The organism is Schwartzia sp. (in: firmicutes), assembly GCF_978017985.1.
Map to the genome: position 1 here is coordinate 1 of NZ_CDXDFU010000137.1, position 17944 is coordinate 17944.

Annotated in this window: 17 protein-coding genes, 1 tRNA gene and 1 pseudogene; 2 read left to right on the forward strand and 17 right to left on the reverse strand. The window is 47.5% G+C overall.

Annotated elements, in window-relative coordinates; all coding sequences use genetic code 11:
• The 4 genes from ACY69O_RS06310 to ACY69O_RS06325 form a co-directional block, all read right to left on the reverse strand.
• A partial coding sequence (locus tag ACY69O_RS06310) for an ABC transporter ATP-binding protein (RefSeq protein WP_462332619.1) occupies positions 1 to 472 on the reverse strand: 472 nt, incomplete at its 3' end.
• Positions 469 to 1140: a Crp/Fnr family transcriptional regulator gene (locus ACY69O_RS06315; protein ID WP_462332620.1), complete on the reverse strand. Its 672-nt coding sequence runs from the start codon at positions 1138 to 1140 to the stop codon at positions 469 to 471. The genes ACY69O_RS06315 and ACY69O_RS06310, both read right to left, overlap by 4 nt.
• 132 nt (positions 1141 to 1272) lie before the next feature.
• Positions 1273 to 2502, reverse strand: coding sequence for an HD domain-containing protein (locus ACY69O_RS06320; RefSeq protein WP_462332621.1), 1230 nt, complete (start codon positions 2500 to 2502; stop codon positions 1273 to 1275).
• Positions 2503 to 2569: 67 nt separating this feature from the next.
• The gene (locus ACY69O_RS06325) at positions 2570 to 2842 is read right to left on the reverse strand and encodes a hypothetical protein (protein ID WP_462332622.1); all 273 of its coding nucleotides are present in this window, start codon (positions 2840 to 2842) and stop codon (positions 2570 to 2572) included.
• A gap of 187 nt (positions 2843 to 3029) precedes the next feature.
• On the opposite strand from ACY69O_RS06325, the gene fliD reads away from it, so the two are divergent.
• Positions 3030 to 3812 (forward strand): flagellar filament capping protein FliD, encoded by a 783-nt coding sequence (fliD, locus tag ACY69O_RS06330; protein ID WP_462332623.1) that lies wholly within the window; start codon positions 3030 to 3032, stop codon positions 3810 to 3812.
• 112 nt (positions 3813 to 3924) lie between these two features.
• On the opposite strand, the gene ACY69O_RS06335 is transcribed toward fliD, so the two are convergent.
• The 9 genes from ACY69O_RS06335 to ACY69O_RS06375 form a co-directional block, all read right to left on the reverse strand.
• A tRNA-Arg gene (locus tag ACY69O_RS06335) sits at positions 3925 to 4002 on the reverse strand.
• Between the two features lie 75 nt (positions 4003 to 4077).
• On the reverse strand, positions 4078 to 5376 hold the full coding sequence (locus ACY69O_RS06340; protein WP_462332624.1) for a glycosyltransferase family 9 protein: 1299 nt from the start codon (positions 5374 to 5376) through the stop codon (positions 4078 to 4080).
• 18 nt (positions 5377 to 5394) lie between these two features.
• Positions 5395 to 8931: an ATP-binding protein gene (locus ACY69O_RS06345; RefSeq protein WP_462332625.1), complete on the reverse strand. Its 3537-nt coding sequence runs from the start codon at positions 8929 to 8931 to the stop codon at positions 5395 to 5397.
• Between the two features lie 11 nt (positions 8932 to 8942).
• Positions 8943 to 9587 (reverse strand): HAD family hydrolase, encoded by a 645-nt coding sequence (locus tag ACY69O_RS06350; protein WP_462332626.1) that lies wholly within the window; start codon positions 9585 to 9587, stop codon positions 8943 to 8945.
• A 3-nt stretch (positions 9588 to 9590) separates the two neighbouring features.
• Positions 9591 to 10424 (reverse strand): selenium-dependent molybdenum cofactor biosynthesis protein YqeB, encoded by an 834-nt coding sequence (locus ACY69O_RS06355; protein ID WP_462332627.1) that lies wholly within the window; start codon positions 10422 to 10424, stop codon positions 9591 to 9593.
• Between the two features lie 181 nt (positions 10425 to 10605).
• Positions 10606 to 11268 carry a TatD family nuclease-associated radical SAM protein gene (locus ACY69O_RS06360; RefSeq protein ID WP_462332628.1) on the reverse strand — a complete coding sequence of 221 codons (663 nt, stop codon included), beginning with the start codon at positions 11266 to 11268 and terminating at the stop codon, positions 10606 to 10608.
• A gap of 22 nt (positions 11269 to 11290) precedes the next feature.
• Positions 11291 to 12496, reverse strand: a complete 1206-nt coding sequence (locus tag ACY69O_RS06365; protein ID WP_462332629.1) for an FtsW/RodA/SpoVE family cell cycle protein — start codon at positions 12494 to 12496, stop codon at positions 11291 to 11293.
• Positions 12493 to 13143: a tRNA (guanosine(46)-N7)-methyltransferase TrmB gene (trmB, locus tag ACY69O_RS06370; protein ID WP_462332630.1), complete on the reverse strand. Its 651-nt coding sequence runs from the start codon at positions 13141 to 13143 to the stop codon at positions 12493 to 12495. The genes ACY69O_RS06365 and trmB overlap by 4 nt, the downstream gene beginning before the upstream one ends.
• Positions 13144 to 13158: 15 nt before the next feature.
• Positions 13159 to 15069, reverse strand: coding sequence for a sigma 54-interacting transcriptional regulator (locus tag ACY69O_RS06375; protein ID WP_462332631.1), 1911 nt, complete (start codon positions 15067 to 15069; stop codon positions 13159 to 13161).
• A gap of 264 nt (positions 15070 to 15333) precedes the next feature.
• Here ACY69O_RS06375 and ACY69O_RS06380 point away from each other — a divergent pair, with 264 nt between their 5' ends.
• Complete coding sequence (locus ACY69O_RS06380; RefSeq protein ID WP_462332632.1) at positions 15334 to 15690, forward strand: hypothetical protein; 357 nt, start codon at positions 15334 to 15336, stop codon at positions 15688 to 15690.
• Positions 15691 to 15757: 67 nt separating this feature from the next.
• Here the strand turns inward: ACY69O_RS06380 and ACY69O_RS06385 are convergent, their stop codons facing one another.
• From ACY69O_RS06385 to ACY69O_RS06400, 4 genes and pseudogenes are all read right to left on the reverse strand, one after another.
• Positions 15758 to 16039, reverse strand: a complete 282-nt coding sequence (locus ACY69O_RS06385) for a pro-sigmaK processing inhibitor BofA family protein (protein ID WP_462332633.1) — start codon at positions 16037 to 16039, stop codon at positions 15758 to 15760.
• A gap of 24 nt (positions 16040 to 16063) precedes the next feature.
• On the reverse strand, positions 16064 to 16660 hold the full coding sequence (gene recR, locus ACY69O_RS06390; protein ID WP_462332634.1) for a recombination mediator RecR: 597 nt from the start codon (positions 16658 to 16660) through the stop codon (positions 16064 to 16066).
• On the reverse strand, positions 16660 to 16986 hold the full coding sequence (locus tag ACY69O_RS06395) for a YbaB/EbfC family nucleoid-associated protein (protein WP_462332635.1): 327 nt from the start codon (positions 16984 to 16986) through the stop codon (positions 16660 to 16662). The genes recR and ACY69O_RS06395 overlap by 1 nt, the downstream gene beginning before the upstream one ends.
• 100 nt (positions 16987 to 17086) lie before the next feature.
• Positions 17087 to 17944, reverse strand: a pseudogene (locus ACY69O_RS06400) (hypothetical protein); the annotation flags it as partial.

The following is a 17944-nucleotide window of genomic DNA, read 5'->3' on the forward strand; positions in this document are numbered from 1 at the left end:
AAAGCCATATATCCGCATTTGATGCGAGCATCAAGCCAAACAAAAGTCGCTGGCGCATACCCGTGGAAAATTCTCCTACCCTCGTTCTTTCTATGGTCTCCGGAAGCATCCCGACACGGTTCAGCACATCACCATACAACCTGTCATCTATCGGAACTCCCCGCAGTCCAAGGAAAAACGAAAGATTTTCACGCGCGGTAAGCCTGGGATAAAGCCTTAATTCCGGCGACATGTACGCGATAGACATACGAAGGGCTTCACCCTTCAGCACCGCGTCCTCTTCCCTTACCGTGACACTTCCGCTGTCAGGAAGCATGAAATGTCCCGCCAGCTTCAAAAGCGTTGACTTACCGCTGCCGTTCGGTCCGACAGCCGCCGTAATCTGCCCGCTCAGGCAGACTGCTGACAAATTATGCAGAATCTTTCTTCCCCTGAAGGATTTCTCTGCTTCTTCAAACGCAATCGTTTTCATAGGAGCTTCTCCACACACAGTTGCATCCAGTCATCCTCAAAGGCAAGAAGCCCTTCTGTTTTCATCAGAGAAATCTCGCGCGTGAGCGCACATCGGTTGCACTCCAGTTCCTTTGCCATCTGGATGCGTCCGGGGATATGGACCTTTTCCACCCCCTGCCTCCACATTTTCTGCTGCAGATATAAAACTATCCGTTCTCTTAACGTCTTCTGCGATAAAAGCTGAATCTTTTCTGCCATTACGACAGTCTTCCATGCGAAGACCTCCAAAAGGTGCTTCATAACAACTCCGTGAATACGCCCCATACGTGCACCGGATGTCAGCAGGATATGATATGGAATCCAAAGAACAAGCACATTGGTTGTTGCCACAAGAGACAAATTCATAACCTTATCCGGCAGAACAGCTGAGGTTATTCCCACAAGTGCTCCGCGTTCAAGAGAATGACTTACAGACTCATTTCCGTGTACATCCTCTGAGATTACCTGTATTTCACCTTCAACGATGACGCCTATATTTTCGTTTTTCTCTTCCGCCCGAAGAATATATTTCCCTTTTTCATACCTCCGAACTGCAGCGTTCATCCCGGCAAGGAATTGATCTGTTTCCGCTGCGGTCAGCCCATCAAAAAGAGGCAGCGTATGCAGATCAAGATGATATCCGGCCATTTCCACACCCCCAACATTTTTTAATTTTCACAATTCTACATACTAATATAACACCAACAACCACAATATGATGTTGCAATTGCAACATAAAAAGGAAAGCTGAGCAACATTTTACGTCGTTCAGCTTTCCTCTTAAATTTTGGATTTCCACTCCATATAACGGTGAATCTGCTCCGAAAAAATCCACTCACCGATTTTCTTTCCCCTGAAGCCTACGGGGGCATCCTTTCCCGATACAGATTTCAGTATGGGAATGATTTCTTCTATATACTCAAGATAATCCGGCAGGGTTTTATGGTCTGCACGTATTATCTCCTTAAATTCTTTAGGTTCAATCGGTATACGGTCAACTCCGAGAAGCAGCTCCACAATTTTCCCGGGTTTCTCAAGTCTGCCCGCACGCATGTGTTCACGTATCACAAAGTCTGCCGACTGGTGCCATGTCTTTGGCATTGTCATACGCTGATTCCATTTCTCCAGTACGGCTTCGCCCTTTATTTCATGCCCGTAATGATGCGGCAGCATTTCCTCGGGTGTAACACCCTTGCCAATATCATGAACAAGTCCCGCAAACCTTGCAATTTCCGATGAAACAGCAGCAGATACTTTGTCAACTATGTTCATTGTATGCTCAAAGGCGTCCCCCTCAGGGTGGAACTCAACAGGCTGAGTCTTTCCAATAAGTGCGTGAAGCTCAGGAAAAACCTTTTCAAGCAGATCTGCTCTCCGAAGTGCTCTGAAAAATACCGATGGCCTTGATGTACGGAGAGCCCGCACCATTTCGTTAAATATGCGTTCCGCAGGCTCAAACTGAAGCTCATAGCCACAGGCACGCATTGCCTCGAAGGTCTCCGTCGCGATATCAAAGGACAACTCTGCCGACTGCCTTGCTGCCCGAAGCGCGCGCACAGGGTCCTCTCTGAAATGCTCAGAAACAGGGCGTATGATGTGCGCCAAAATATCCTCACGGCCTTTGTACGGATCGATTATTTCCTTTGACGGAAGCTCCATCGCAACGGCGTTCATTGTGGTGTCACGGCGATACAAATCCTCTTCTATTGTAAGCTCAGGCGAGCTTATGACATCAAAGCCGCGGTATCCGTTTCCCGACTTTCTTTCACGCCTTGCAAAAGCTACCTCGCATTTTGTTCCATCAATGCGGACAAGATACACAGGAAAGGATTTACCTACACGCTCCGCTGAAGGAAACAGCTCATGGAATGTTTCCTCACTGAGTCCGCATACGACATAATCCTTATCCTTCGGAACAGCGCCGCGGAGAAAATCCCGTACCCAGCCGCCGACAATATACGCTTTTCCTCCGGCCTCACGGCAGAGCCTTGCAAATTCATCTTCCTTCAAAGCACCGTTCCTCCTTTCCGCCTCTTTCAAAATGCTAAAGGCTGCGCAAATCACGCAGCCTGTCATTTCACTTTTTCATGTTCTTTGTCATCTCCAAAGCATTGCTCAGAAAAAATTCTCCTCCCATGGGACTTTCACAGTCATTCTCCATTAACACGTCAAGAGGCTCATTATGATATGCAACATGAAAAGCATCGTCCGCAATGTCGTCCGCGCCGTCCAATGCCGTCACAAGCGCATACACACCGGCTTTATACGTCTTTTTATAATATACTCTTCCTTTTTCATCCTTCTTTTTATCAAATCCGAGCTTGAAACAAAAAGTATCATCCAGTTTCATACAAACGCCTCCTTTTCCTTTAGCTATAGTATAAGAAAAAAAGTGCCCGAGTGCAAAGCTTTTCTGCCTCACACATGCCGTAAACCCTGCCGCAGTGCAACAATAAAAGTATTTTCAATTCCTTTCGAAAGTAGTATAATTTAATTAGAATAAGGATATGTTTCTTCCATGGAAAGGGGATTTTAAAATGGCAACGATTACCTCGATGGCGAGACAGACAGCCACCATGTATTCAATTGTCTCCAAAGGCCTGTCATACGGACAGAGCTCAAAAAACAGCTCTATTACGTCTCTTTGGGGCAGAGATACGTCAAGCTCCGATTCGTCTTATAACGCCGGCTCCGCACTTTCGTCGATTTACAACAGCAATGCAGAGCTGTCCAGCCTTTTAAAGGAATATGACAAAACGAAAGAGCAGTTCAACAAACAGTTCAGTTCGAACATGACTGAGCTCGGCGAAGCCGCATCGAAGCTCAAGACAACGAATTTTGCCGTCAATGGCGCAACCGATGAGGACACGGAAAAGAACATAGCGGGCGTAGTCGATAATGTGTCGAAGTTCGTCAAGAAATTCAACAACGCAGTTTCCTTCCTCAACGGAGTCAGCGACACAAGCACGAAAATTTCCAATCTTGCAAACAGCTTCAGCGATTCGAAGTATTTCTCCAACACCCTCAACAAAATCGGTATCACGGTTAACTCCGAGGGCACGTTGAAGGTGAATGAGGATCAGCTCAAAACCGCCCTCAAGGAAAACCCGACCTCTGTTGAGAGTATTCTCGGCAAGAGCGGTCTTGCGGGACGCGCAGACGACAAAGTGCGAAAAGCAAAAGCGCAGCAGGACAATCTGTTCCCGACCGCCGCACAGATGATGGGCACATCCAATGCCAATGTAACATACTCTGTACGGGCTACAACAGCACAGTTCGGGTACAGCATGGTCGGCAATCTGCTGAACATGTACTTCTAAAACAAAACATTAAAGCTCCGTCCGATTTCTCCGGACGGAGCTTTTTAAGTTGAATAATTCGCACTCTGCAATAAAAAAATCCCTGCTTCAAAAGCAGGGATGAACTTTCAAATGGTGACCTGGGAGGGACTCGAACCCCCGACCCTTTGATTCGTAGTCAAATACTCTAATCCAACTGAGCTACCAGGCCATGTCTCATGCTCTCGCAATCAACGTATATTATAATAGCACCGGCCTCATCATCTGTCAACACCTGTTTTTAAATTTATCCCTCTTTTTTCAAAAATTCTCCGATTGCAGTTCTTACACCCTCCACGACTTCTTTTGTCTCAACCTGTGTTATGCAGTGAGCACGGTCATGGTCCATACACCAACCGTATACCATTCCTTTTTCACAATCCCCCAAGGGATGTTCCGGCCGGAGTGCAATATACGGCGTCTGCCACGGTTCAAACCGCCGGAACTCGCTTAAAATTCCGGTCAGAATATGTTCCCTGTCAACAGCCTCGCGGAATACTGCCACAATCGGACGTCCCGCAGCCGCAGCAGCGTGCATCATACCGGTATCGTTCCCGAGATAAAGCTCTGTTTCCGCAGTAACAGCCAAGGATTCTTCAACTGACAGCTTCCCTGCCAGATTATACACTGCCCCTTCAGCTGCATTCTTTTCGATATATTCTCCGTCTTTAGCTTCATCCGGTCCCCCGATAATAAAGAAAACTGCTTCGCCGTCAAGCTCGCGGATAACCTCTGCCCATTTTTCGATCGGATATTTTCTGCTGATTTCTGCTGAACCTACACACAAAGCAATCGCAATTTTACCATTCGCCTTTTCTTTTATAAAGGAGTGCATATTATGCACAGCTTCATGAGAAAGCCATAGCTCTGCCCGGACATCCTCAAGGACGCATCCTGTTTCCGTCAAAAGATATAAATTTCGTGCAGCTTCCTGAATCAGCTCCGGAGGTGTAATCACGGCCTTTGTATGAAAAACATCTTTTTTATCCGATGCAAGGTCCATATTCATGTTCTGAATGTACGCGCGAAATACACCGTCGGAAAATGCTATTCTTTCCCTAGCTCCGCCAAGATATCCTATGAGCTTTGTTTTCAAAGAAACCTGCGACCATTGCGGCAGAAATGCCAAATCAATATGCTTATCCCAGAGATTCTGCCTGCAAAACTCCAATATCTCCTTTAAATCATCCTCAATAAGGCCCTCATGAAAGCTGATTGCAACGCCGTGTACCTCATTCACGTACGGACACATGCGCATAAAAGGATAACCGGCCTTTGAAATTACAACCGTTATATATGCATCCGGATAATTTTTTCTCAACTCCCGAATCATCGGGCTCAACAAAATTACATCACCCAGATTATTCTGCGTAACTACGAGAATCTGTTTTACTCCGCCGGTTTCTTCCCTAAAACCGAATTCACTCAGTACCTCTTCCGTTTTTGAGGCAAAGTCAGGCCAGGCATCAATATCTTCGTGAAGATTCCTTCCTTCAAGGCACGCTGTCAATTTTTCTTCAAGCAGCAGCATATCTTCCTCTTTCACTTGCTTCTCCTCCGTGTCTCAGTTTATTTTCCTGCACCATTTTGCAAGTGTTCGGAACATCCCCTCCGGATCTATGGGCTTTGAAATATGCGCATTCATTCCTACGTCATGGCAATGCTGAATATCCTCAGGATAAGCGTCAGCAGTCATAGCAAGAATAGGCAGCTTCTTTGCGTCCTCCCTGTCCAGTCCTCGGATATACTCTGTAGCTTCATATCCGTTCATGCGCGGCATCCTTATGTCCATGAGGATACAGTCGTATGTATTGATTTCCGACTCCTTAAATTTCTGAACACCTTCCAACCCGTCCTCTGCGCAGTCAACCTTGAATCCTTTATCCTCAAGCAGAGTCTTTGCTATTTCCATATTAAGCATGTTGTCTTCAAAAAGCAGCAGCCTGAAACCGGTAAAATCCACGTTGTCTATCTGAATTTCTTCTTCCTGTATTTCTGTTTCCCTAAACTCAATCGGAAGCAGAACAGTAAACTTAGTTCCGAGCCCCTGTTCACTCTCGACCTCGATATAACCGTTCATTTTTTCAATCACGCGTTTGACTATGGAAAGGCCCAGCCCTGTACCGCCGTAAATATTTTTCGTCAGCGCATTATGCTCCTGCATGAACGGTTCGAACATTTTCGCCATGAACTCCCTGCCGACACCAATACCGGTATCCTGCACTACAATACGTGTATTACATTCTTTGATAGGCGTATTGAGAATTTCAAAGACGAATATTACAGTGCCCTGCTCAGGAGTGAATTTCACCGCGTTAGACAATAGGTTCAGCATTATCTCCTGCATCTTGAGCTTGTCAACAAAAACAGACACATGCAGATCCTGCGGAATATCCGTAACGAAATGCACCTGTTTCTGTTTCGCTGATACACGGACAGGAACAACCACCTCGTCAATAAGAGCATTCAGAGGTACTTCCTCCGGGTGCATCATATTCTTGTCGCTGTCCAGACGTGAAAGCTCAAGCACATCGTTTACAAATGACAGCAGCAGCTTTCCCGATGAATCAATTTTCTTCAGATAATCAAGGCGCTGTTCCATATCCTCTGTATCAAGTGCGAGACGTGTAAAGCCCAAAATACCGTTCAAAGGAGTTCTCATATCGTGGCTTATTCCTGCCAGGAACATTGTCTTTGCTTCGTCTGCCTGATGCGCAGCTTTAAGAGCATCGTTCAGCTTTTGTACGCGCTCCAATTCTCTGCGGTATTCTCTTGTGATGTCCTGTCTGCAAAGGAATACATACTGCCGTCCCGAATCAAGAAAGCAGAATCTGACCAGCTTGCGGTGAAGCTGTCCGTCTTCCTCATAATTCAATGCATATTCATAGCTGGTATCAGTCTGAAGCGCCGCCTTAATACGCTCATATGAAAGAGCGGCTATTGCTTCATCCCTTTCCGCTGCAGGTACATGCGCACGCACACGCTCTCCGAGGTGCATCCAGAGTTCTCCGCTCCAGTTCCTGACGCTTTCCTCTTCCTGAGGAACAGTATCATGCATGAAATATCTTCTGCTTTCCATATCAATTATGCCTATGAGGTCAAAATTCAATTCCTCAAGCAGTGCCATAATTTTCTGGCTTATAACCGACTCCGTAATGTCGTATCCGTACGCAAAACCCTCGATGGAACCGTCCGCCAATGTAAAAGTATTGACAGTCGCAAGAGCCCAAGAGAGCCTGTTGTGGAACGTTTTCCGACGAAATTCAACGGAAAATGTCTGCTCACCCTCACGATGTCTGTTTATAACATTTTTGCGGCCCAGCACATCCTCGATTTTTCTGCGCTCATCCTCATCTATAGCAGACTCCATCATAGACCTGAGGACTCCGTCATAATTCATATCCGATGTAATATTCACGCTTGCAGTTTCCTTCGTTGAATATACAAGCATCTTGTTTTCAGTAAGATTATAGCGGGATTTTACAAAAAGATTCTCCGGGCTTGTCTGCCGCAGCATGGTTTTCTCACGGCGGTAGTTCTCCATGAGACGCATTTCTGCCGTAATATTCTGCGTCATTCCATACCACTGAACAGGCTTTCCGTCAGCATCATGATAGACGAGATATGTAATACGCTCAAATCGCTTTTCATTGTCTCCCGGCAGATTGAACTCAACATCAATAGAGCCTGATTCACCGTTCCTTACAGCACGGTAAAAATCGAGATATTTCCCACGGTCTTTTTCAGCTATATGCCCTACGACCTCATCGGGGATAAGCACAGTATCCCTGCCCAGCCCGTAATTTTTCAGCGATGCCTCAAGATTTGCCGTCTTAATGAAATACGCCCTGCGGGTCTCGGCATCATATTCCCAGACAAGAATATGCGCCTTCTCAAGTACTCTTTCAAGGACACGGCGCTCAGCCTTCTGCTTGCGCTCCATCTCCTTTTCTTCAGTAATATCCGTGTAGCTCACATAATAATGAGCTCCGGCGCTGTAAACAACCCGGCGTACAACAACATAAAAAGAGCCGAATCCTACCCCGGCTTTTTTTCTTATATGAAGAATCCCGTCAGTTTCGTCACGGCCTGTTTCTTCCATTTCCAAAAGAGTTTTTCTGAGCCATTCACGATCCTCGGCTTCAAGAAAAAGATGTATGGTATCCACAGGCTCTCCGCTGAGCGCTTCCGAGGGGATTCCCGTCATCATGGTAAAATACCGGTTGACAAAAACACATACGAATTCCCCTGAATAAAGCTGATACATGCAGAGTCCTGCCGGAACATTCTCAAGAATATGTGTAAGACGTCCGTTCTCTGTCTGCTGTCTGCGTTCCTGTGTAACATCCTCAAAGGACCCCACGAGGCCTACTATCCTGCCGTCCTCATAAAGAGGTGCCTTGCTGGCAACGATATCGCGCACCTCACCCTTTCTGATGCAATGCCCGAATTCGCGGTACGTTGAATTGCCCTGCAGCACCTTCCGCTCATCATCGCGGAACTTATCCACCTCAATATTCCAGCCGAGATCTTCGTCCGTCTTGCCCTGGATAGACTGTACAGACGGAAATCCGTAATAATCCAGAAAAGCACGGTTTGCGCCTATAAAACGTCTGTCCGCATCCTTCCAGAAAATAGCAGCATCAGTAGTACTGAGAACCTTTTCCAAAAGCGAATCAGACCGCTCCCGTGCGCGGCTCTGAGCGCGGTGCATATCCTCCTCTGCAGATACATCAGTACAGGATACATATACAAGACGAGTCCCTTTTTGAGGCTCCCTCAACTTTGCAATAAACCTCAGATAAATCCACCGTCCACTGGAATTATGCACACGAAGGCGCACCGGATAAACAGCCTCCGGGTGCATCTCAACGTATGACAGCATATTCTCAAGCGTAGCCTTATCCTCATCGTGTACCATAAGGTCCGGCCCTGTCGAAGAGTTCCTCAGATACATCCGGTCTATGCCCAAAAACTGGCAATATCCGTCCGTAACCAAAAGCACATGATACTTCCAGCCTATGCGCTGAAAAATGCACATAGCAATTGGAAGACACTCCAAAGACTTTCTCTCTGTCTCAGTGAATTCATAAGGTTTCATGGCGCTGCTCCTTAGAAGTTCCCTAACATCTGACGAATCATTTCCACGCGGTCGACCACAACGTCGGCTATGGAAAGATCCTGCTCCCCTGAGTTTGGATTTCTATACCCTATGCATTTCATTCCTGCGCGCTTTGCGGCTTCGACCCCGAGATGCGCGTCCTCAAGCACAATACATTCCGACGGCTCAACGCCGAGAATCTGTGCCGCCAAAAGATAAATCGCAGGATTTGGTTTTGACTCAGTCAGCTCCTGCCCGCTGACAAAGGCATCAAAATACTCCCTGATTCCCGTCCTGTCCACAACAAGAGATATAAACTCCCTGCTGCTCGAAGATGCTATAGCCGTGAGCACTCCGTTCGCTTTCAGGTGCTTCAAAAGCTCCGGTATCCCTTTTATGGGCTTCAGATCTGTTTTCTCTATCATGGAATCGAAAATCTTATCCTTTGCCTCACACATTTCCTCAATAGGGAGCTCAACTCCGCGTTCCTCCGCGGCCGTTCGGAATGCTGTTCCTCTCTTTGTTCCTGCAAATGTGTCAAGCTCTGCCAGTGATATCTCTATTCCGTACTCATCAAACACCTTTTTCAGTGCCAATGTATGAATCTGCTGAGTGTCAACCAGCACCCCGTCCATATCGAACAAAAAAGCCTTCATCTGTCAAATCTCCGTTCGGTTAGCGGATCGTATCCCTGCTTCAAATGCCATAACGGCTTCCAATACCGCCCCGGAAATACAGCGTGCTTTTTCCGAAACTGAAAAGCAGATACCCGGGTCGTTTCTCGAATCAATCTCCGCTACTAATATATCTTTTGACAGGCATCTGAACCCATCATGAATCAATCCGCGCAGTACGCCCGGGAACGGTGCACGAATCTCCACATTCCTGCCGTTCTCCTCGTCATACAGCTCAGCAATAATATCTCCTGTACGAAGCACGTTTGATATTGTCCTGGGACTTCGTATAACTCCCACAGCTCCTGCAGAAAAAAGGCAGCCCGTTTCGCTCTCGAGGTCTTTAAGATTGCGATTTCTCTGTGCATGGCCTTCATATATGAGCCTCCCAAGATCATGTCCCCGATGAGTCTCAATAACACAGTCAACATCCCTGTGTGCGCAGAAACCTGAACCAAGCCCGATTACATATTCAGCCTTGTACGGTCTTCTGTTTTCTTCCACATCTCCGTTCAGCGTGTTTATAAGAATATGCGGGCGGAATTTTTTTATATATCTTCCGCAGGCATCTACCAGCATAGTTATTTTTTTGCTGCGGAGCAGCTTTTCCGCGGTCTGGACATTTTCCGCACAGTAACAGGTAAGCCGTTCAACGGTTTTTTCACCTTCATACACAGCATCCGCAAAAGAAACCTCCCTGCGTATTGCCGACGGTCTTGCCTTTTCAAGCAGCAGCACTTCATATCCGGAATTATGCATGCGGCACGCAATAGCCGTAGCAATCTCTCCGCCTCCGCGGATAATAATCAAATGCTTCATACAAGCGTCTGTCCCTTCATATCCGAGTTCAACCCTATACACATGCTCATCATATAATATTATTTTACAAAGAAGCATGTATTCCTGCAAGTAAATGCCATTATTCTTTCGGACATAAGTACAAACTTTTGCATTTTACAAAAGAGGCCTCCGTAAAAACATACGGAGGCCTCTTCCATATTCAGCTGTCTTCATAAGGACGTACCCGAAGTGAAAGTCCTTTTTCTTCACAAATTTTTCTGCAAAGTGCAATTTCTCCGTCATCTTCGACGTGGTCAACAACCGTCAGGACAACATTCGGCACATATTTCTTTACATGCTGCGCAAAAGAGAGCATAGCATCAAAAGAACCGATACCAAAACGGCTTCTTGTAAGCTCAAGATAGCGCTGAGCATTGGAAGCATTAAGGCTGATAGAAATCGTATCAAGCAGCCCGCCGCCAAAATCCGGCGCGGTGTCCCGATTGAAATTCAAGTCTGAAAGACCGTTGGTGTTTACTCTTGTCATTACCTCCGGATGAGTTTTTTTCACATAACCCAAAAGCTCTTTGAGGTCATCAAGGCGCATAGTCGGCTCACCAAATCCGCAAAATACAACCTCCGAAATATATTTCCAGGGTGCTGCATCGAGCTCCGCCTTCACAAGCTCTACAGAAGGCTCCTCTTTCAGCCACAGGGAATGTTCCTCCGCCATATGTTTAAGCGTGCGGAGGCAGAAGGTGCATGCGCATGTGCATTGATTCGTAATATTGACATAAATACTCCGCATTCCTTCCGGATGACGGCGCAGGCTCTCCTCAGGCGTGATGTACTCTCCGCCTTTATCTACAGCATATACAATCATTTTCTCATTCTTCTTTCCGAATTTATTTAATTCGTTTCAGTCTTGGTCTTCTGTAAGCACTTTCTTCCTCAGCAGGCGGCGCCGAAGTAACAAGCGTCTTAGGCGGTGCATTTTTACTCCCTATGTTAAACAGGATTCCTACAGCTCCCATACATACAGCAAGAGAAGAGCCTCCGTAGCTTATGAACGGCAGTGGAACACCGACAACGGGGAACCAGCCTCCAACCATGAGCATGTTTGCCGCGGCCTGCCCTACTAGCAGACATATAATGCCTGCCGCAAGTATCTGACCATATGCATCCTTAGCGGAGGTCGCAATTCTCGTTCCATAGTAAGTGAACGCCCCGAAGAGCAGAATCACGCCAAAGGCACCCAAAAAGCCATTTTCCTGGCACCATATTGCAAAGGCGAAGTCCGTATGTGCTTCCGGCAGATAGTGATATTTACTGATACCCTGTCCAAGTCCCATGCCCCAGAAACCGCCTGAACCTATAGCCTGCAGCGACTGAACAATCTGATAGCCGCTGTCTGTTGCATTCTGCCATGGATCAAGCATTGTAAGGACACGTTCAAGACGATATGGCTGTATTATACATATCAACACGCCTGCCGCAGCAATGCAGCCAAGCAAAATAAACTTTGTCTGCCTCGGCATGTTCGAGAGCAGCAGCATACACATAGGAACGCCGATAACAAGAGCGGCTGTCGCGCCGTCCGGTTCACGTTCAATCAGCAAAAACAAAAATGCCAGAACACCCATTTGCGCGTGAAACAGCTGGCATTTCCCTCCAATGGCAACACGGGAGGAAATATATGCTGCCTCAATAAATATGGCGAGCATCTTTGCAAACTCTGCCGGCTGTACCGTTACACCAAGCTGCAGCCAGCGTCTTGCACCATTGACCTCCGTACCTATTATCAGTACAAGTATCAGCATTATCACCACGGCAAGAAATATCCATACAATCCACGACCGCCAGTAATGATAATCTATATATGCCCCCAAAACAAAAAACACAATTCCCACACAGACATTAATTCCGTGCTTGGTCAGAAAGAAATACGGAGTATCGTAATATGTCTCTGACAGCACGAAGCTCGAACTGAATATATTTATCGAGCCTATAATCAGGAGTATTACTACGATTCCGAGAATCGCCTCCCGATCGTTCATCCAGAATTTCCACGAATTATCATCCGCGGAATCCCAGAGCTTCTTCCCATTCATGGGAAGATCACCTCGCAGCGATTGATTTTCTGCCCCAAAAGGCTGAATTTATGTTCATATTCCGTCTCAATGTTATCAGGGCGGTTCTCTGCATGCAAGTCGTATGATACATCCTGCACCTTAAGCCCCACCGCAGCAAATTCCTCCAGTGAATAATCGAACAGAGGACGGTTGTCCGTCTTAAAACGGATACGTCCTCCCGGCACCAGAAGCCGACGGTACTTTTCAAGGAAAGTACGGCAGGTCAGTCTGCGTTTTGCATGGCGCGCCTTCGGCCATGGATCGCAGAAGTTTATATAAAACCCGTCTACTTCGCCCGGGGCAAAAATCGTCTCGATTTCATTGATATCAAAAACAAGCAGCCGCACGTTTGAAAGCTCTTTTTCGCGAACCTTTACAGCCGCCTGATAAAGAACATCCTGCTGTGCCTCTATACCGATGAAATTATGCTCCTGCTCCCGCTCAGCAAGCTGACTGATAAAATCGCCCTTGCCCGTTCCGAGCTCTACATACAGAGGATTGTCATTGCCAAACAGATTACGCCATTTTCCCTTCAGCTCTTCTGTTGCCGGACGGTCCTTCGGGAACACAAAATCATCAAAATCGTGAATTGCCTCATCAATCCACGGCTTTCTCCTTAAACGCAAATGAAACTCTCCTTCTTATGACTTTTCAAGTCCGTATTTCTTAAGATAGCGGTACAGCGTAACACGGCTGACGCTTAAAAGATTTGCAAGACGGCTGACGTTTCCGCCTGCAGCCTTCCATGCCTTCACAAAGACCTCACGGTCTTCCTTCCATTTATTGTCGGGTTTGATATCACCCATAAGACTGATATCATTCGGTCCGATGGTATCACCCTTAGTATTGAAGAACGCATACTCCAGCACGCTCTGCAGCTGTTTGATATTGCCCGGCCAGTCATAGTCATGCAGAACCTTAACAGTCTCAGGCAGTATTTTCTTCGGCTGCATCTGGTGCTGTGCCGCCAGCTCTTTTACGATATGGTCGACCAGCGTCGGGATATCTTCCCGGCGGCTTCTGAGCGACGGTACACGTATAACACTTTTTGATACGATTTCATACAATGTTTTATCAAAAAGCCCACGCTCAGTAAGACGCTTCAGGTCACTGTCGCATGCGGCAACGATACGGACATCAATGGAACGCTCGACACGTTCGCCGATACGGCAGGAAGTACCGTTCTGAAGATTCTTTGCAAGCTGTGCCGCAATATTTTTAGGCATTTTTTCAACTTCGTCAAGGAAAAGCGTACCTCCCGAAGCAAGCTCGAGGCGGCCCGGATGGCTGCCCTCTGTGTCAAGAACGATTCCGAAAAGCTCCTGCTCCAAAAGCTCGGGGGTTGCATCTCCGCAGCGAAGCGTAATGAGCGGCCCCGCAGCACGCGGACTTGCCTGATGAATACCATGTGCCAGACGCTGCTTGCCTGTGCCGGATTCACCCTGAATGAGCACATGATGCTTATTCTTTGCAACACGCGCTGCCTTATCCTTCATTGCCGCAAAGGTCGTGCCTTCACCCACCATTGAATTCAGGCTGTATTTCGCAGTATAGCCTGCCGCGTGCGCAACAAGTGTACGCAGATCTTCAATAGGCATGGAAACGACAACAACGCCGGATACTGCCTGGTCTATGTCACGTCCGAGAGGAACAGCCGTTGTTATATCCTCATAGGTTTTTGCCTGCGTAATCCACGTTACTTCCTTGTTATGGGACGGTACTCCACGGAAGCCGTTATAAATAGGCGTATGACGGTAGTTCATGACCACATCGCTGAGATTCGGCATCTGCCTTTCGTTCTTCTGAGCGCCGATTCCTGCAAGACGTGTAAGTCCAAGCTTATTCGCGTACGCCACGTCGCCGCCCGGCATTACGTGATAAACCGCAAACGGTGTAGCATCCAGAATCGTCTCCTGTGCCTGCAGCCGCTGCATCTGCGAAAGATACGATTCAAGTGATTTTCCAAGACTCAAAAGCATCGCAATGACAGCATCCTGCGGCATCTCCGACTGCTTGACCGCAACAAGTGTCATCATATAGCTGAGTTCTCCGTTCATATAGACAGGCGCAGAGCATGCGTCTCCTCCCTGGCAGTCCTTTACCCACATCTCAGGTCCAAAAAGCCAGAACGGTGTTTCATGCTCCCGTGCAATGGAAATACTCGAAGTTCCGACCTCTTCGATACCGACACGAACACCTTCAATTTCTCCTGCAGTCATCTGGAAATAAGGCAGCGCATAGCTTTTCAACACTACGCAGTCCGAATCCAAAAGCAAAAGACAGAGATTATATTTCTGGAAAAACTCCCTTATGTTTTCCACCATTACTTCAAGGTATTTTATAGCTTCCTTATGCTGGTCCTGCAGCATACGAAAATCCTCTGTATCAAGTTTATGCCCCGTGAACATTGTATCCGACTGGACATTCAGCTTTTTGCTCTTCATCCAGGATTCCGCTACCCACGGATGCACGTTCGGGTCTATTATGCCTTCCTTACTGTATTTTTCATAGTAAGTCAATAATTTTTCACGGCTTCTGTGTTCTCGTATCATGTTCGTTTATTCCTCGCTTTCTGTATCGTTTTTCCCAATCATATATATTTTTTATTGTACCAGTCTCCGATAGTATCTGCAATTATTCACAGTAAAAAACTTTACAAAAATATAAAATTTCTCACGATTTTATGTCAAATTGTAAAACGCACTCCACTGCCCTTCCGTTTTTGCACAATTCATATTTTTTCTTACCCATGCAAAAGGAAAGTATGGTATAATTCATTTCTGGTTGAGTATTTTTAAAGATTGGTGGTTTATTTCATGGCAAAACAGTTCAAACGCATCCGCAAAAACATCAACGCAGCTCATGAGCTTGAAGAAGAAGATAAGCTTGTCGAGGCTCCGAAGCCCCGCCCCTGGGAAAACATTATCCTTGTTGTTGTCATCTGCCTTACGCTGTTCCTTCTCGCGTCCGGCTGGGATATGATGGACAACTGGAACCGCGGAATGTACGCATCTCTCGCTGCAGCACTCATACTCATGTATGTGCAGCGCAAGCATGCGGATAAGCTCTCTGCTTCCGTAGCTCCGTGGCTTAATCGTGGAATTTTCCTCTTTATTTCCCTTTCGCTCTGTCTGTTCGGCTGTGTCATTTATTTACAGCACTTTGCTTCATAAAATATCCGCACGGCAAAAGAAAAACGCCGGCAAGGCTTACGCCTTCGCCAGCGTTTTTTTATTTCTGTCAGCCAGCCAAAAATTTTTCCCAGATAATGATGATTAAAACTCCCGGTATACCGCAGATACCGGCAAAGAGAGCCTTAAGTATCGTTATCTTTATACCGAGTCCGAAGAAATTGGCAACGAACAGCATAAATGCACCTACGACACTGTTCGAAACGAATTTCATCATCAGTTCAATCGGAAGTTTAATCAGCTTTGTTATGACGCATATCGCCAAAATACCCACCGCACAAGCAACAACAAGCGATGAATCAGGCCCGCCTATAGCAGAAGCTGCATCCATAATTATTCCTCCTTAAGCGCAGAATCAAAGCTCCACGCGATTTTCCATGGCTTTTGCGAGAGTGACCTCATCAGCGTACTCAAGGTCTCCTCCTACAGGCAGCCCATGGGCAATACGCGTCACACGGATACCCATCGACTTCAGCAGACGCGCAATATACATTGCGGTCGCTTCACCTTCCACATTAGGATTTGTCGCCATGATAATCTCTTTTACCTCACTTGACTGAAGGCGCACGAAAAGCTCACGGATACGGAGTTTTTCCGGTCCGATTCCCTCCAGCGGAGAAAGGGCTCCATGAAGCACATGGTATACCCCGTGATAGTCATGCATACGCTCCATCGCAGCGACATCCTGCGGCTGCTCCACAACACAGATAGTTGTGTGATCCCGCTTTTCGCTGGCACAAATCTCACATGGATTACGGTCGCTGAGATTAAAGCACGTTGTGCAAAACCCGATTTTTTCTTTTGCCTCAACAATAGCGCCGGCAAGTGCTTTCGCTTTTTCGGGCTCCATGTCGAGCACATGGTACGCAAGCCGCACAGCCGTTTTGGGGCCTATGCCCGGAAGCGCCCGGAAATGCTCAATGAGCTTTGCCAGCGGCGCAATATACTGCATCAGATCATTCCCGGCGGGAGTCCGAGTCCGCTGGTCAGCTTATTCATCTCAGCGCTCATCATCTCGTCAACCTTTTTCATGCACTCATTAACTGCCGCAGAGATGAGGTCCTGAAGCATCTCTACATCCTCAGGGTCAACTGCCTCCTTGGCTATCGTAAGGGACTGAACCACCTTGTCCCCGTTCATGACTACTTTAACTACACCGCCGCCCGAGGAAACCTCGACCGTTTTCTTTTTCAGTTCTTCCTGCATCAGCTTCATCTGAGACTGAAGCTTCTGTACTTTTTTCATCATGGCGCCCATGTTGCCCATGCCGCCGCCCATTCCACCGTACATAAATGGTATTCTCCCTTCCATACCCTTTCGGGCAATAAACATACATATCTTAGAATATCAAAGTCTTCTTTTTCCGTCAATCCCGTGCTCATTCCTCAGGCGGAACCGGCGGCATATCCTCTTCGTCAGGGAACGGCGCATCTTCGTCCGTCGGAAGCGGTATGTCCTCTTCCTGAGGAGGTGCTTCCATATCCACGGAAGAGGCTTCCCCCTTATTCTCCTGAACCTCCACAAAATGATTCCCAAATACCGCCATGGCCGTATCCATCTGCTTACGCGCATCGGGGCTCATGGATTCTATATCCTTCTGCACCTGCTGCTCAAGCGGAGACTTTTCTTCCGGCTTTTTCTTCGGCATAGGACGCGGCGCCTGCGGAGTCAAATCCCCCGCGACCTCGCACACCAGCCGCATGGGCTGCCCTGTAATAAGTGCAAGGCGCGACTCAACAAGGCCTTTATAATCGTCCTGCTCAAGCCGTCTCACCAAAAACGGACTGCGCATGAAAACGCGGAACATTCCCTTGTTCCAGCCTCCAAACTGCCCACGCGACAGGAAATCTCCAATGAGCTTATATTTCGGCTCCGAGGATATATTTGCAAGCAAATCCTGCCACAGCTTCTGCCCTTCCGGAGATATCTTCAGCTGTCCTGCCGGCACATTGCCCGGTGCAGATACAGCCGGGTGCACCGCTGTCTTTTTTGCGGCACCCGGCATACCGGACTGCATAGGCGGAGCCGAATTTACAGGGCGTGCCGCCAAAGCTGCCGAAAGCTCCTGCATCCGCGCCTCCAGCTGTGCAATACGAACCGAATCTGCCCCCTGCACCGCCGCTGCAGCAGATGTACCTATTGCAGCCGTTCCTGCTGTCTGAGGTCTGCATAGCTCAAGAATGGCTGTCTCAACCGCAATACGCGGCTCTGAAGTCCACCTCAGCTCCGATAGCGC

What these genes read in the sequence shown, in the direction of transcription:
- ACY69O_RS06315 (WP_462332620.1), bottom strand. Translation starts at nt 1,140, where the DNA reads ATGGCCGGATATCATCTTGATCTGCATACGCTGCCTCTTTTTGATGGG.
- ACY69O_RS06325 (WP_462332622.1), bottom strand. Translation starts at nt 2,842, where the DNA reads ATGAAACTGGATGATACTTTTTGTTTCAAGCTCGGATTTGATAAAAAG.
- fliD (WP_462332623.1), top strand. Translation starts at nt 3,030, where the DNA reads ATGGCAACGATTACCTCGATGGCGAGACAGACAGCCACCATGTATTCA.
- ACY69O_RS06345 (WP_462332625.1), bottom strand. Translation starts at nt 8,931, where the DNA reads ATGAAACCTTATGAATTCACTGAGACAGAGAGAAAGTCTTTGGAGTGT.
- ACY69O_RS06350 (WP_462332626.1), bottom strand. Translation starts at nt 9,587, where the DNA reads ATGAAGGCTTTTTTGTTCGATATGGACGGGGTGCTGGTTGACACTCAG.
- ACY69O_RS06355 (WP_462332627.1), bottom strand. Translation starts at nt 10,424, where the DNA reads ATGAAGCATTTGATTATTATCCGCGGAGGCGGAGAGATTGCTACGGCT.
- ACY69O_RS06360 (WP_462332628.1), bottom strand. Translation starts at nt 11,268, where the DNA reads ATGATTGTATATGCTGTAGATAAAGGCGGAGAGTACATCACGCCTGAG.
- ACY69O_RS06365 (WP_462332629.1), bottom strand. Translation starts at nt 12,496, where the DNA reads ATGAATGGGAAGAAGCTCTGGGATTCCGCGGATGATAATTCGTGGAAA.
- ACY69O_RS06375 (WP_462332631.1), bottom strand. Translation starts at nt 15,069, where the DNA reads ATGATACGAGAACACAGAAGCCGTGAAAAATTATTGACTTACTATGAA.
- ACY69O_RS06380 (WP_462332632.1), top strand. Translation starts at nt 15,334, where the DNA reads ATGGCAAAACAGTTCAAACGCATCCGCAAAAACATCAACGCAGCTCAT.
- ACY69O_RS06385 (WP_462332633.1), bottom strand. Translation starts at nt 16,039, where the DNA reads ATGGATGCAGCTTCTGCTATAGGCGGGCCTGATTCATCGCTTGTTGTT.
- recR (WP_462332634.1), bottom strand. Translation starts at nt 16,660, where the DNA reads ATGCAGTATATTGCGCCGCTGGCAAAGCTCATTGAGCATTTCCGGGCG.
- ACY69O_RS06395 (WP_462332635.1), bottom strand. Translation starts at nt 16,986, where the DNA reads ATGGGCGGCGGCATGGGCAACATGGGCGCCATGATGAAAAAAGTACAG.